The organism is Flavobacterium beibuense (genome assembly GCF_004151245.1).
GTDB classification, from domain to species: Bacteria; Bacteroidota; Bacteroidia; order Flavobacteriales; family Flavobacteriaceae; genus Flavobacterium; species Flavobacterium beibuense_A.
On record NZ_JUIW01000005.1, the window covers coordinates 110,015 to 124,000 of the forward strand.

Annotated in this window: 14 protein-coding genes; 9 read left to right on the forward strand and 5 right to left on the reverse strand. The window is 32.3% G+C overall.

What is annotated here, in order from left to right; all coding sequences use genetic code 11:
* Positions 1-3: 3 nt before the first annotated feature.
* Complete coding sequence (locus tag NU09_RS07980; RefSeq protein WP_129750755.1) at positions 4-3,723, reverse strand: NACHT domain-containing protein; 3,720 nt, start codon at positions 3,721-3,723, stop codon at positions 4-6.
* A gap of 432 nt (positions 3,724-4,155) precedes the next feature.
* Between NU09_RS07980 and NU09_RS07985 the strand changes: the two genes are divergently transcribed.
* The 3 genes from NU09_RS07985 to NU09_RS07995 all read left to right on the forward strand — a co-directional run bounded on the left by NU09_RS07985 (position 4,156) and on the right by NU09_RS07995 (position 6,377).
* The gene (locus tag NU09_RS07985; protein WP_129750756.1) at positions 4,156-4,818 is read left to right on the forward strand and encodes a hypothetical protein; all 663 of its coding nucleotides are present in this window, start codon (positions 4,156-4,158) and stop codon (positions 4,816-4,818) included.
* Positions 4,819-5,485: 667 nt separating this feature from the next.
* Complete coding sequence (locus tag NU09_RS07990; RefSeq protein WP_242501844.1) at positions 5,486-5,860, forward strand: hypothetical protein; 375 nt, start codon at positions 5,486-5,488, stop codon at positions 5,858-5,860.
* An 82-nt stretch (positions 5,861-5,942) separates the two neighbouring features.
* Positions 5,943-6,377 carry a JAB domain-containing protein gene (locus tag NU09_RS07995; RefSeq protein ID WP_129750757.1) on the forward strand — a complete coding sequence of 145 codons (435 nt, stop codon included), beginning with the start codon at positions 5,943-5,945 and terminating at the stop codon, positions 6,375-6,377.
* A 193-nt stretch (positions 6,378-6,570) separates the two neighbouring features.
* On the opposite strand, the gene NU09_RS08000 is transcribed toward NU09_RS07995, so the two are convergent.
* Complete coding sequence (locus NU09_RS08000; RefSeq protein ID WP_262708017.1) at positions 6,571-6,792, reverse strand: helix-turn-helix domain-containing protein; 222 nt, start codon at positions 6,790-6,792, stop codon at positions 6,571-6,573.
* Positions 6,793-6,899: 107 nt separating this feature from the next.
* On the opposite strand from NU09_RS08000, the gene NU09_RS08005 reads away from it, so the two are divergent.
* The 3 genes from NU09_RS08005 (at position 6,900) to NU09_RS08015 (ending at position 9,084) form a co-directional block, all read left to right on the forward strand.
* Entirely contained in the window at positions 6,900-7,757 is an 858-nt protein-coding gene (locus NU09_RS08005; RefSeq protein ID WP_129750759.1) for a hypothetical protein, read from the forward strand.
* Between the two features lie 480 nt (positions 7,758-8,237).
* Positions 8,238-8,678: a hypothetical protein gene (locus NU09_RS08010; protein WP_129750760.1), complete on the forward strand. Its 441-nt coding sequence runs from the start codon at positions 8,238-8,240 to the stop codon at positions 8,676-8,678.
* A gap of 46 nt (positions 8,679-8,724) precedes the next feature.
* Entirely contained in the window at positions 8,725-9,084 is a 360-nt protein-coding gene (locus NU09_RS08015) for a DUF4180 domain-containing protein (RefSeq protein WP_129750761.1), read from the forward strand.
* A 43-nt stretch (positions 9,085-9,127) separates the two neighbouring features.
* On the opposite strand, the gene NU09_RS08020 is transcribed toward NU09_RS08015, so the two are convergent.
* Complete coding sequence (locus NU09_RS08020; RefSeq protein WP_129750762.1) at positions 9,128-9,388, reverse strand: hypothetical protein; 261 nt, start codon at positions 9,386-9,388, stop codon at positions 9,128-9,130.
* A 73-nt stretch (positions 9,389-9,461) separates the two neighbouring features.
* Entirely contained in the window at positions 9,462-10,568 is a 1,107-nt protein-coding gene (locus tag NU09_RS08025) for a fatty acid desaturase family protein (RefSeq protein ID WP_129750763.1), read from the reverse strand.
* A gap of 267 nt (positions 10,569-10,835) precedes the next feature.
* Between NU09_RS08025 and NU09_RS08030 the strand changes: the two genes are divergently transcribed.
* Complete coding sequence (locus tag NU09_RS08030) at positions 10,836-11,312, forward strand: hypothetical protein (protein WP_129750764.1); 477 nt, start codon at positions 10,836-10,838, stop codon at positions 11,310-11,312.
* Positions 11,313-11,314: 2 nt separating this feature from the next.
* On the opposite strand, the gene NU09_RS08035 is transcribed toward NU09_RS08030, so the two are convergent.
* Positions 11,315-12,247 carry a lysylphosphatidylglycerol synthase domain-containing protein gene (locus NU09_RS08035; protein WP_129750765.1) on the reverse strand — a complete coding sequence of 311 codons (933 nt, stop codon included), beginning with the start codon at positions 12,245-12,247 and terminating at the stop codon, positions 11,315-11,317.
* A gap of 23 nt (positions 12,248-12,270) precedes the next feature.
* On the opposite strand from NU09_RS08035, the gene ruvC reads away from it, so the two are divergent.
* Entirely contained in the window at positions 12,271-12,822 is a 552-nt protein-coding gene (ruvC, locus tag NU09_RS08040) for a crossover junction endodeoxyribonuclease RuvC (RefSeq protein ID WP_129750766.1), read from the forward strand.
* Between the two features lie 16 nt (positions 12,823-12,838).
* Positions 12,839-13,978, forward strand: coding sequence for a radical SAM family heme chaperone HemW (hemW, locus tag NU09_RS08045; protein ID WP_129750767.1), 1,140 nt, complete (start codon positions 12,839-12,841; stop codon positions 13,976-13,978).
* The last annotated feature ends 8 nt before the right edge of the window (positions 13,979-13,986 follow it).

Sequence of the window (13,986 nt, forward strand, 5' to 3'; positions counted from 1 at the left end):
CTTTTATTCTACAAACCATTTATTGCTTTTTGCAACTTTTCCTACGTGCTTTATGTGTTTATTCGCATTTAGTCTACAAGTTTTTTCGCATATGATTGAAATAATCCGTGGATATACTTTAGGGTTTTTCATAACTTTTTCAGCAATTTCAAGAGGGATAAGTATTTCTTTAGACTCATAATGGTAGTGCCTTGAACGTAGATGTCGATTTGAAAATCTATCACTTAATGCGTAAACCTTTTCAATCTCATCTAACAAATCTAAATTAGGTTTTTTTAAGAAAACCGATATAATATTATCGAGTTTTATTATTTTGTAGTTACTTAATTTAGGAGAGTCTAAGTTTACATATTCACTGATAAATTTTTTACTTCTGTCATCATTGAATCTTAAACAAATCATAAATTTAAATTCATTGCTTAAACTGTTGTTTTTTAGTAAACTTAAAAGTATTTGGGAATTTGTTTTTCCACTGTTATTTACTTTTTGTACCGCGCTTACTAAATCCATATAATCATCATCGGATAAATTTTTAAGTAGATTAGAAGAATCATTTGATAATAAGAAAATTGTTCGATCAGTAGCCCAACTAAAAAATATTAAGAGAGATAACTTAATGTTTTCATCTTTAAATACTTCTTGCCAAAATTTGATATTTCCTGATTTCAATCGAGCATACCTTATTCTCTTAACCAATGATTTAGAATTATCTTGAAGATTTGCAAAATCGCTTAAGGAATCATTCCTTGATTTTATACCTGCGGAGATTACTGCTAAAACATTAAAGTTCCATCTTTCTCCAAAACTATCTCTTAAACTTTCAATGATTAGATCCCAAGGCTCAGTGGAACTACAGAACTCTTTTGTACTACTATTTAAAGCGGAGTCAATTTGCTTAATAAAGTTATTTACTTTTCTGTCAAGGCTATCTACGATATTAGTTTCAGGTGGATCAACTTTATGGTGAAGATATAAAATAACATACTCTTTAAATGATCCATTAAAATCGGAATTAAATAAATTTCCTAAAAGATAAGGATTTAAAATTTCCCCAAGTTGAGACAAAACTGTGTAACCTGATTTTCTATTTGTTACAAATATTTTACCATCTAAAATTCCCTCTAAAACTTGCTCCTTTAAATTAAAGTCATTTAAAACATTTTCAAGCCCATTACCATTGATAAGAGTTTGTAATCTCTTATACTTTGTGTTAATATCTTTACTTTCTTCTAATATGTTTATAACGTGTTCCTTATCGATAATATGCGTCAGCTGTAATTGGTAACCATATTCAAACCAATTTGTTAAATCATCATTTTTAAAGGATGAAATTTTTTCAGCCCAAAGCCTGTATTTATCTAAAGGATTATTATTAATAATCTCTATTAATTCAATAGCGTAATCCTTCTTCGGCATCATGGCTAATTGCTTAAAACATTCCGTAACTAATTCAATTCTTCCACTATTATCAGGTAATATTATTGCATCATTTGATGAAGGAGCGTCAATTACTAAGCCTCCCATGCCATTTAAAATTATCTCAACAACCTTTTTTAATAATGATGGATATTGAGTAAATACATGATCAAACAAAATTTGACTTGTTAAAACACGCGGGTAATTGGTGTATTGGAGGTATTTATCATCTTGAAGTTCATTTAATTTTTCTATAAGCATTGGCAATTCGCCTTTGTCAAAACATCCTGCAAAAAATCTTACAACATTTTGCCAATAAAAACTTCTGGCAATTGCGTCAAATCTTTCAGGTTTGGTTCCTGGTTTTTCTCTTCCCGGGGGAGAGTAGGGAGATGTTTCGTAAAGATATTTCGCACAAAAATATTCTCTCAATGGTTGAATTTCAAATTCAAAAGTGCCTTGTACTCTTGATATTAGTGCACAAACTCGCTCTTTTACAACATTAAATAATTTATCAGCAATATCAGTTTTATGACCTTCTTCTTCTAAATATAGTTTTAGCCTTTTTATTAAATTGTCAAAACTTATACTACCACTATTTTTCAGATATTCTGCTTCGGAATGTAATATCCAAGCTAAATACTGATGAATATCGATAATTAAGTCTCTATAATCTCTGATAATAGTATTTTTTTCTGACTCTCTATTAAAAAATAACTCGATATAGCTGTCATATAAAGCTGTTCTTTTATTAGGTAAAGATTCTCCTCTTGTTCTGAGTAGGCTTATAAAAATAGCCAATTGCATTGGACTTTTCGTTAACTCCTTCAGGTGCGGTAATTCTAATTTATCTTTAAGTAATTTTTTTATATCCTTAGCTTCTCTGGGGGTCAAATTACTTGCTTTAATCCATTTTTCTAAATATTCTTCAATGATTTGAGTAGTAATATCTGTAAGCTCAAAATGTGGATAAAGATCAACCTCAAAGCCAATTGTATCACTAAATGCTGCTGGTCTGCTCGTTATTAATACTTGAATAGATTTGGCATTTTCTGAAATTCTATTTATACCTTTATTGATAAATTCAACTACATCTTTTCTTACACTTAAGTTAGCAATTTCATCAAAACCATCAAAAACTAATAAGATCGAGCTTTGTTTGATTATTGCACTTAGATCAGATGTGTTAAATTCTGTAATTTTGCTATGATAGATTATATGTGAAACCAAAAATGATTCTAAGGAATTTTTCCAATTAGATTCAAAAAATGAATTGTTTAGATCTGCTTCATACGGGTTTTTTCTCTCTATCCATGAAGCTATGTCTCTTAAATCTATTTTAAAAGGTAACCTAATTGATGATTGGAGGATGTCCTCAGGAATAAATTTTAGATCTTCAGATTTATTTAAAAGTCTGGCACGATGTACTTGACTTATATATTGCGATATTGTTGATTTTCCTTGCCCAGGCCCACCTTCTAAAAGTATTCTCTCAATTTCATTTTGAATTCTTGAATGTAGTAAAAATTTAGCTGCTCCAATAGTTTCGGGATTATCATAATAAAGATATTCATCTATTGAAACAGCTCTTCTAAATAAATTACCTTCAAAATATTGAAGGGTTTTTCGTAAAGATTTATTTTTGACATTTAATTTTTTTACTTTAATGGGGACATCAGTAAATAAGTTAAATAATTTATTGTGTAAATCTATTTGTTTGAATTTTACCTCATTATCAATGGAATACTGATCTGCTAAATATGCTCTCAAAATTTGCTCTCTACGTTCCCTATTTTCATGAATTTGACTAAAAAGTGCTGAATTCATAAAGTCTTGAGCATTTAAAATTTCAGGAAAAGACCATTTGAATAGAGGGTCTTTTTCTATTAACCTTGATAAATCATCTCGCCACCAACAGAGGGATGGTATTGAAATGTTTTCTTCAAGTAGTTTGTTCACTTTGTCAATGCTTCCTCCATCTAAATGAGATGTTCCTTTTACATTCGTGAGGATATAATATTTTACGGCTCCACGTGGAATCAAATTTTTAATTTTTGGTATTTCACCTTTCAAGATTTCAAAAAGCCATTTATGAGGGTCAGCTATGTTATTTGGATTTCTTACAAATTTTACTTGATAAACATTAAAGCTTTTTTTTGATGAATTCATATAATATGAAAGAGCATCTCTGCCTCCATCTGGTTGGCCAACAGGTAATGATTGAACATCTATAAATTCTTTGGTAATTATTGTATTACATAATTCCTGAAATCTTTCATCACCTAAATTTTCAAAGAAATAGTCCATTTTTTGATCTTTATGAATTGTAGTAAAAATAGTTATAATTTTTTTTAAAAAATTAAAAAATTACGTACATCCGAATCTCCCCATAAAACAAGCCCCCTCTTTTTTAAAATGTAAACTCCCCCGTACCCTTTTAATACAGAAACTTTTTTCAGGGCAGATATATAAATCTTCGGAAATTTATTTAAAGGTTTTTCTGCAATGAATTTGTAATCTCACTTTACAATTCAATCTCATGTTTCTCAGAAAGTAGTAATGTTATGCTTTGAGCGTAAAAAAACAGTTCGTCGATTTTTTTTGTATTTTATCGAAAATGGAAATTATATAATTATAGTAGAAATTATTTTTGCAGTGATATCAAACTTAAATACTTTAAAAGCTTTTAGAGATTTGAATTTATTTAAATAATTAAAAAATTAATTTAATATTTTAATAATGAAAAATTTAAAAGTAACAGTTCTTGCTATTTTAAGCGCTGCTTTTTTTATCGTATCTTGCTCAGAAGAGCAAAATCCCGCAGAAGTAGAAACAAGTTCCATAGCATTAAAGACCATAAATAACGATGGTGACATGGCTTTACAAAAGGCTTTTGCTTTAACCAAAATCCAGGACATAAATAAAATTGATTTGAATTTCTTAAAGGAAGAAATTAATGATTTTACATATGATAATATTTATGGGTATGAAAAAGCAGAAACCAATGAGAAAATCTTAGTTGTTGAAAATACTACTACAGATGAATTATATGTTCTTAAAGGAATTTATGAAAATAATAAGTTTACTACTTCAAAGAAAATCTTTGGAAGAATTAATTTAGACGAAAAAGGAACTGGAACTATATCAGCAGATAATGTTTACGCAGGTGTTAGTTTCGATTTAGTTCTTGATGGAGGCTATACTCAAGATATTATCCAAGTAGGGACGGATGATAATGATGATGATGATGGTTTTACACTATGTCAAAGAGAAGAAGGTGAAGGTACAATAGATTGTTACAAAAGAGAAGCTGATGAATTTTGTGATGATTGGATTAGCTGTGCAGCGATAGCTACTAATACCACAATACATTTATTAATTTTAGCTGTTTGTAGTTGTTAATTTAAACATTTATAATTATGATATTTTTAAATAGAGTTAACCCAATAATACTTCTTATAGTTGGAATGATTCTGGTACTTATTGGAGCATTCATAAAGATAACTACCAAATTTCCAATTTACTATTTGTTTATTGGAATAGGAATTCTTTTAGAAGTTTATTCAATAATTAGAATTGTTTTAAAACTAAATATTTTTTTTAAAAAGTAATTGATTTTTATAAAGGGCAAAAATTATTTTGCCCTTTATTACATTTGGGAAAACAGCATTTGTCCTGTTGTCTCATCATTATTTATATAAAGGGAATACAAATTTTTAAAAATTTGTATGTACTTAAGCCTCCCGTAAATCAAGCCTCTCTTTTAAAAGAAAGAAACTCTCCCTCGTAGCCCTGTTGTACTATAGATTTGCAGGGATGAATTTATGATCTCTTTTCAGCTTTTATTTCTTGCTTCTCGGAAAGAAGTAATTTATATACTTCTTACAGATGTCTGAGAAATAACGTAAACATCTAAACAAGCTAAAGTAGGAATCTCTTATTAATCCCTCATCACCACGTAGTACACCACACTAAGCACCCTTACTTATTGGTGCAGGCTATACAGCCTGCCATTATGGATTAATGTTATTCCATAGTGTAATGTAAAACTCAAAAACCTTTAAGTATTATGGTACGAATTGTAAACTTTAAAAAAAGACAATCTGAAGATGGTAAAGAATTCTTTGTTCTTGAAATCACAGCAGGAATTGAAATGGTAATGAGCCAGTCTACAGGTCAGTTCTATGCTACAGCTAAGAAAGCTTATATAGCTTCAACCTTTGATGAAGAAACATGTAAGGCATTGGTAGGCTCAGAAATGCCAGGAAGTATTATTAAGGCAGAATGTGAGCCTTATGAATATACTATTCGTGATACTGGAGAAGTAATTTCTCTAAGCTATAGGTATGTATATCTACCTGAGCAAATGAAGAACTTAGTTAATGATGTGAGTTTATCTTCAGGAAATGTTCAGCATGAAGAATTACCTATGCAACAAGTCTAAAGTCTAACTTATAGTCCGTCCACTTTTGAATTATGTATATTATATGTACCTCAATTCTGGACGGATTTTTAATTTCTAAATCATGCAATTAGCAGAAATAAAAGTGTCTTACACTAATCAAAATACTCAGAAGAAAAAGGTATTACACAGTAAAGATATTTATGAGGCAATAATACCTAATTGGAACTCAGAGACAATAGAATATATTGAGGAATCCAAAATTATATTACTCAATAGGGCAAGTGTAATCCTCGGAGTATATGAATTATCTAAAGGAGGTATCTCAGGTACAGTAGTAGATTTACGTATTATCCTTGCAGTAGCTTTAAAATGCAATGCCAGTAATATTGTATTAATACATAATCATCCTTCAGGTAATTTACAACCCAGTGAACAGGATAAGATTATAACTAAGAAACTCAGAGAAGCAAGTAAGCTATTGGATTTACTATTACTGGATCACGTGATTATATCCAAAGAAGGATATTACAGTTTTGCTGATAATGGGATTTTATAATTTATGTGTATGTGTAAAGGAGTGAATAAAAAGCTATAACTGCCTATAATGTACTTTCAAATAAAATTCCGAGATATAATATTATAGCCAAAATGTGCTTACGATAGAGTTTTAAATAATAATTCTATACTCTTATTATCTGTCTGAGTTTATTATCAGCTATTTAAGTAGTGTAACTACTAAATAGCCAAATTTATAGTTCAAAAGAAAAGAATTCCTGTAGTGATATTTCTAAGGCAGTACAAATTTTATAAAGTGTAAAAGTGTTTGTACTTGTATTGCCAGATTCAATTCTATTCATATTAGACTTTTCAAAATTGCATAAGTGAGCCAGCTCTACTTGGGTCATATTTTTTGACTCCCTGAGTTGTCTAATCCTAATGCCTAATTTATTTTGAAAGCTTTGTTTGTCCAACTTTTAAATATCTCATTCAAAAGTTGTCATATTTGATAAATTAAGGGTTATCAATATTGATAACCTTGCTATATTTGTCTTTATAATAATTAACCAATCACCTAAAAATGAAGATAATCTATAAAACTCAGGTAGTAATACTATCTATGTTTCTTTTACTCTCTTGTAAAGAGCAGACAAATCATAATGATGAAAGTAATGATATAGTTCTTTCAGATGATACTTTAATATCTAAAGACACTCTTTTTGGAAGCTTTTACTCTGGAATGGATAAAGACAGTCCATCAATAAACTATAATGATGGATATACTTTTTATAATAAAAGTGATTCAATACATTTTGATTTTTCTTTTGAATTTGATAGAAAAAATAAACTTGACACCCTTGTCCTAAATCACTACAATGAAGATAGCAATGACAAAGACTTTGAGTATATTTTACGTTTATATGAGGACAAATATGGAAAGTTTACAAAGAAGCAAATAACCAAAAAAGAGATTGCTTTTCAATACTATAAGATAAAGAGAATATTTTGGGGAAATAAAAATAAATACGATTATGCTGTAGATAACAGAAAGATTCATGAATGTGATGAAAATCCATTTATATGTGGGTCATTTAAATGTTACATCTCTTGTAAAGATGAATATGGATTCCATATACAGACTACAAATTTGAAAACAGGAGATTTAGAATTCCTTAATGTTGAAATGGAAAAGAAAGATGCTGAGTTTTCAAATTACAATCTAACCTCATATTATAAAGTGGTGGATTCAAAGTATATCGAATTAAACCAAGTAAATTATATGGAGAAGGGTAGAGATAAAAAAAGGTTTGATTATACAAAACTGATTAACTTTTCCAATAACGTAATTACAATCAAATATTCGAGTGTCATTAATAAGGTACGTACAGATTCATTATTTATAGATGAGCAAAAAATGAAGAATAAATCAGATATCTAAAACTTTCGGAGGATAGAAATTAATAATTTAATGAATTATATTACAGATAGAAATTAACTATTATTCAGTTTTAAATGTCTATTTTTACAGGCTTACTAAGGTAAGGTGTGGTTAAAAGATGGGGTTGAGCAATTTGCCCTGTCTTTTATTTTTTAATAATGTTTAACCCATAAAAGTGGAGTAACTGAGAAGGGCATTTAAGTGTTTTTTATACTTGTATGTGTCCTGAAATTTTTTTGGAAAGCTAAGGTTTTGAATTATAATGATATAAGTTTGGATAGTAAGGACCCGTCCAGACCGCCAGTAAAGGAGAAGTAGCCTCGCAATTGCGGGGCTTTTTTCGCCTCAAAGCATTTAAGATTAGTTGTGTTGTTTGCCCTTAACCGGGCTGGCTTAGTAGTTAAACCGAATGAAAGGCTTTCCATTAAATTGGAGGGCTTTTTTGATTTTAATACCTTTATGTTTTAAAATTTCTTCACAATGGCACTATGGCAGATTTCCTTTTTTATTATTCCTAAAGACGAATTTGAGAGTCATATCCAACTATATAAAAATGAGGATGGATTATTTGATAATACAGATTACTGGAAAGAAAATGTAGATCCTTTAATTTTTAAATCTTTGGATGTTTTTCTGCCTAAAGTTAAGTCATGGTCTGATAATATTATACAATATGGAACTCTTGATTCTAATGTGTTTGAGATTCGAATAGAAGACAATTTGATAGAATCAGTGTCTTTTAGGATAAATTTTACTTCTGATTATGAAGGTGTTTTGAGGGAGATAATAAGACTTTGTATTATAAACAGTCTGGTAATACTTACTGCTGATTTAAAATTGATGCCTTTGAATTTCGAGATTATTAATACATATGTGCAGCAATCTCCGCAAGTATTTAAATATAATAGTTTTTTAAACTAGTAAGCCTATTTGATTTATACCTTTGGTTTCCAAACTTCTTACTTCAATGGAAATAAAAACTCATCATATAAATAATCTAACCGTAGCCGAGATAGTTTCTCCTGGTGTTGTTATAACTACTGCTGAAGACGGTATAGACTTAGTTGGTAATCTATATTATCAGGGATTTGATAAGGCAATACTTTATAAAGAGCATATTACCCCTGCCTTTTTTGATTTGAAAAACCGACTAGCCGGTGAAATACTGCAAAAGTTTTCTAATTACAGGATGAAGCTTGTTATTGTGGGTGACTTTACCAAATATGAAAGTAAAAGCCTAAAGGATTTTATTTTTGAAAGTAATAAAGGGACAACAGTCAATTTTGTTGCCTCTGTAACGGAAGTCCTCAATAAGTCTGAGAAATAATAAAAAAGCCCCTCAATTGTGGGGCTTTTTAATTTTGAATCTATTAATTTCCTAATAGGGAAATGTCTATAATTTTTATCATTGCAGTAAAGTCGGTCATAACTGTTCCTTTGGCTGCTGTGCTTTTTATGTTTTTTATATAGGCATCGCTGTTATAGTTCCAGAGGTACATGGCTTCTTCAGTATTGTTCTTGTCGCCCGAAGACATGGGTAGCCTTAATATTTCTGTAAATATTTTATTTCGCATTTCAGTTAAAGCAACAGTATCTGTTATCTTAAAGAACTCCGTTATCATTTTCGCCAATTGTTCTTTTTTTTCAGATTTTTTTATAGAGCTTATTATTAGATAAACAAGGTACGACAATAAAAGGCAGTTATTACAAAGTGACAGCTTTATTTTTGTTTCTATATGCTTGTTTACCAAGCTTTTTAAGCATCGAGTAGTGTGATTTTAAAGCGTCAAAAAAGGTGGGGTTTTCTATGTAAGGCAAATTAAATTCATGAGCTGTTTCCTTTACAATAGCTCCTATTTTTTTATAGTGAACATGGCAAACCCTTGGGAATAAATGATGCTCTATCTGTTGGTTCAATCCGCCTAAAAAGAATGCGGCAATACTGTTACCTGATGCAAAGTTAGCGGTTGTCCTTAGCTGATGCTCTGCCCAGTTATCTTCAATATTTCCTTCTTTATTAGGTTTTGGGAAATCGGTTCCTTCCACCACATGGGCTAACTGAAAAACAAGCCCCATTGTTAGGCCTTTTGTAATGTGAAGTGCCATAAATCCAATAAGAAACTGCCACCAGGTCAGGTTGAGTAGTAACAAGGGGAGTATGATGAACAGGAAATAGTATAATCCCTTAAAAAAGAAAAGATTAAAATATTCTATTTTGGGATGTTTAATTCGGATTTCACCAATTTTTGACTGGAAGAATTTTTTATAGTCTTTTCTAAACACCCAAGACAGGGATGCCAGGCTGTATAACGGAAAGGCATATATATGCTGAAAACGCTGTATTTTATTTACGGGTTCTTCCTGCGAGATGCGTATCAGTCCAGGTGCAACTATAAGATCTTCGTCATGGCCCGGTATGTTTGTAAAAGTGTGATGTACTACATTATGCATAATGCTCCACATATATGGGTTTGCACCTACCAGATTAAACAAAAAACTAAAACCCTTATTTACATTTTTGTTTGATGAGAGCGAGTCGTGTATGGCGTCGTGGCAAATATTAAACCCTATAAATGCACTGAACATACCAAGAAGCACAGTTAATGAAAGTAATACCCAGTTATTGAATAAACCTGTTATTATAAAAGTGTAAAGAAGCAAAAATATTCCCAGGAAAAAAGTGATCTTAAGCCACATGTTTCCGTTAGCGTTTGGGGAGATATCCGATTCTTTAAAGTAATTGTCTACTCTTAATCTGACTGTGGGGAAAAAAGCAGATTTTGCTGCGGTTTTAAATTTTAATCTTGACATAATATGAATAGCTGCAACTTTTATTCACTATTCAAATCGTAAAAATTATATAAGTGCGAAGGAAGACTATATTATCAGAATACTGTAATTTTTTCGGAAGTCCTTTTTTGTTGAAGTTCTATGTGTCTAATATAACGAAAATAAAGGGTATTTATTGCAGGATAGTCCGATTTAACATGTGATTTAACTTTATAAGGAAAACGTTTTACTTTCCTTCCTGAAAATTTCCTTATTTTTGGCTGATATGCCAAAACTATTACCACAATAATGAGAAAAGCAGCTGTTGTATTATCACTTTTACTATTCGGTTCCTGCCAATATTTTGATAAGCGGGTTCCCGATGAGGAAGAATTGCTGCAACAACGCCGTGCTCAGATAGACATGCAGACTGTTAGTTCGTACCCTTCCATAGGGGAATGTGACAGTGTTATTGATAGTGAGCAGCGTAAAGAATGCTTTTTTTCGTCTATGGCCAGGCTGGTTCAGGAGCGGTTAGACAGGGATACACTTTCATTATTATATCCTGAGATAGACACCATAGAAATAAAGGTTACCATTTATCCTGATGCTTCCCTTACTTTCGAACCACAGTTTCCTAATGATAGTGTTGCCTACAACAAATCTAAAATTGACAGCCTTTTAAGAAGCAGGCTTGCCGATTTCCCTACAGTTGAACCGGCGCAAAAAGAAGGTATACCGGTTAAAAGCCAGTTTATACTTCCGGTTATTATTAATGTGGAATAGCCTTATCGCTTAAAGCGGAAAACAAAATAACTTCCTACACATACCGGAATAACAATATTAAGCAGCCATTGCAGGGTTGCGGCAAATACCACTACCCATTCGTTTACTCCCATTAGCCCGAAAAACAATACGGCAACGCTACCACGCACGGCAAAATCAAATAACTGGAAGGTGGGTAACGACGACCCTAAAAAATATACGGCCGTAATGGCAGCAATCATATCAGGGTAGGGCAGGTGTACACCAAACAGTAAAAACAAAAAGTAGTGCTGGTGGATAAGGCAAAAATACCTCCCGAAAGCCAATAGTGTGTTTTTTCGGTGTATAGGTTTAGGCAGGGCGTTTACCTTGTCGATTATCTTTTGTAAAGAATATCCTTTAACGGTAAAGTTACGGGCTGTAAAAAGAAGTACAATAACTATAGAGACTATTGCTAATAAAATTAGCAGATAACTTCCGCGTATTACAGGATAATAAGCATTGAATGTTGCAAGTCCTATTAGTCCTGCCATAACGGCAATTATAAGCTGAATCCCATTACAAACAAGGTTAAGAAAGATTATATTTTTAGTTTGGACTTTCTCAAAATAAAGTGCCTTGGCGGCATATTCGCCTATACCGTTTGGGGTAAATAAGGAGGCTGTCATAGCCGAAAGCACCTGAGCAGTTGATTGCGCTAACGGTATTGCCTTAAAAGAGGAAACCAGGTTTTTCCATTTTATTATTTCCAGAAAGCGGTTTAAAAAGGTAAGTGCTATAATTATAGAAGCATAAAGATATGCCCTGTTATTATTAAATATCTCCCTGAAACGTAGCCAGTCGGGGCTTTCATCTCCCGCAAGCCTGCTGTATATAAAATAAAAAGCACCCCCAACTATTAAAAGTTTAACGAGTACTGTAAGGAATTGTTTAGCTTTGCGAGAGAGAGTTAACATGGCTGCAAATTAAACAAATTAAATTGGCAAACGAGCGCATTATATTAGGGATAGATCCGGGAACTACAATTATGGGGTTTGGGCTTATTAAGGTTATTAATAAGAAAATGGAGTTTTTACAGCTTAACGAACTTCAGTTAAGTAAGTATGACGACCACTATGTAAAGCTGCGTGTTATTTTTGAAAGGACAATAGAACTTATAGATACTCACCTCCCAGACGAAATAGCTATTGAGGCACCGTTTTTTGGTAAAAACGTGCAGTCTATGCTAAAACTGGGCAGGGCACAGGGAGTGGCTATGGCTGCCGGACTATCAAGGCAAATACCCATAACCGAATATGAGCCTAAGAAAATAAAAATGGCTATTACCGGTAATGGTAATGCCAGTAAAGAACAGGTGGCAAAAATGCTACAGCAGCTTTTAGGCTTAAAGGAAATTCCTAAGAATCTTGACAGTACCGACGGACTTGCCGCGGCTGTGTGTCATTTCTTTAACTCGGGTAAAACTGCGGTAGGCAAGAGCTACACAGGGTGGGATGCTTTTGTAAAGCAAAACCAAAACAGGGTTAAATAATTTGTAACTTTAGTTCATGGCAGGTATTTACATTCACATTCCGTTTTGCAGGCAGGCATGCCATTACTGTGATTTCCATTTTTCCACTTCCATGAAAAAAAAGGATGAAATGGTAAATGCCCTTGCTAAGGAAATTAGCCAAAGAAAAAATGAGTTTTCTAATGAAACGGTAGAGACCATTTATTTTGGTGGTGGTACGCCTTCAGTGCTAAGCAATGAGGAGATTAACTTTCTTATTGATGCTGTTTATAAAAACTATAGTGTATCTGCCAATCCTGAAATAACCTTGGAGGCGAATCCTGATGATTTATCCATAGACAGAATTAATAAACTATCTAAAAGTCCTATTAACCGATTAAGCATAGGGATACAATCATTTTTTGAGGATGACCTTAAGATGATGAACCGCGCGCATAATGCACAGCAGTCTGTTGAATGTCTAACCGAAGCGGTAAAACATTTTGATAATATTTCCATAGATCTTATTTACGGAGTGCCGGGAATGACAAACGAGCGTTGGCTGCATAATATAGAAAAGGCATTGTCGTTTGGGGTGCCGCATATTTCAAGCTATGCCCTTACGGTTGAGCCCAAAACAGCCCTGCACAGCTTTGTGCAAAAAGGTATTATTGCACAGCCCAGTGACGAAGCGGCACAGGAACATTTTATGTTACTTGTGGACAAGCTCGAGGAAAATGGTTTTGTACATTACGAACTTTCTAATTTTGGTAAGGAAGGCTATTTTTCCAGAAACAATACAGCGTATTGGCTTGGTAAAAAATATTTGGGTATAGGTCCGTCTGCGCATAGTTATGACGGTATTTCCCGTAGCTGGAATATTGCCAATAATGCACTTTACCTAAAAGCAATTGAAGAGAGTGAATTACCTTCTGAAAAAGAAAAACTAACGATTTCCGACAGGTATAATGAATATGTAATGACCGGGCTTCGTACCATTTGGGGTGTTTCTGCCGAAAGGGTAGAAAAGGAATTCGGCATACTTTATAAAAACTATATATTGCAGGAAGCTGCTAATTTTATTAGCAAAGGATTACTATCATTTGAAGGCGGTATTTTGAAAACCACAAAAAAAGGAAAGTTCCTTGCCGATGGACTGGCGAGTGACCTGTTTTTTATAAATTTGGAAGAAGCTTAAAAACATAC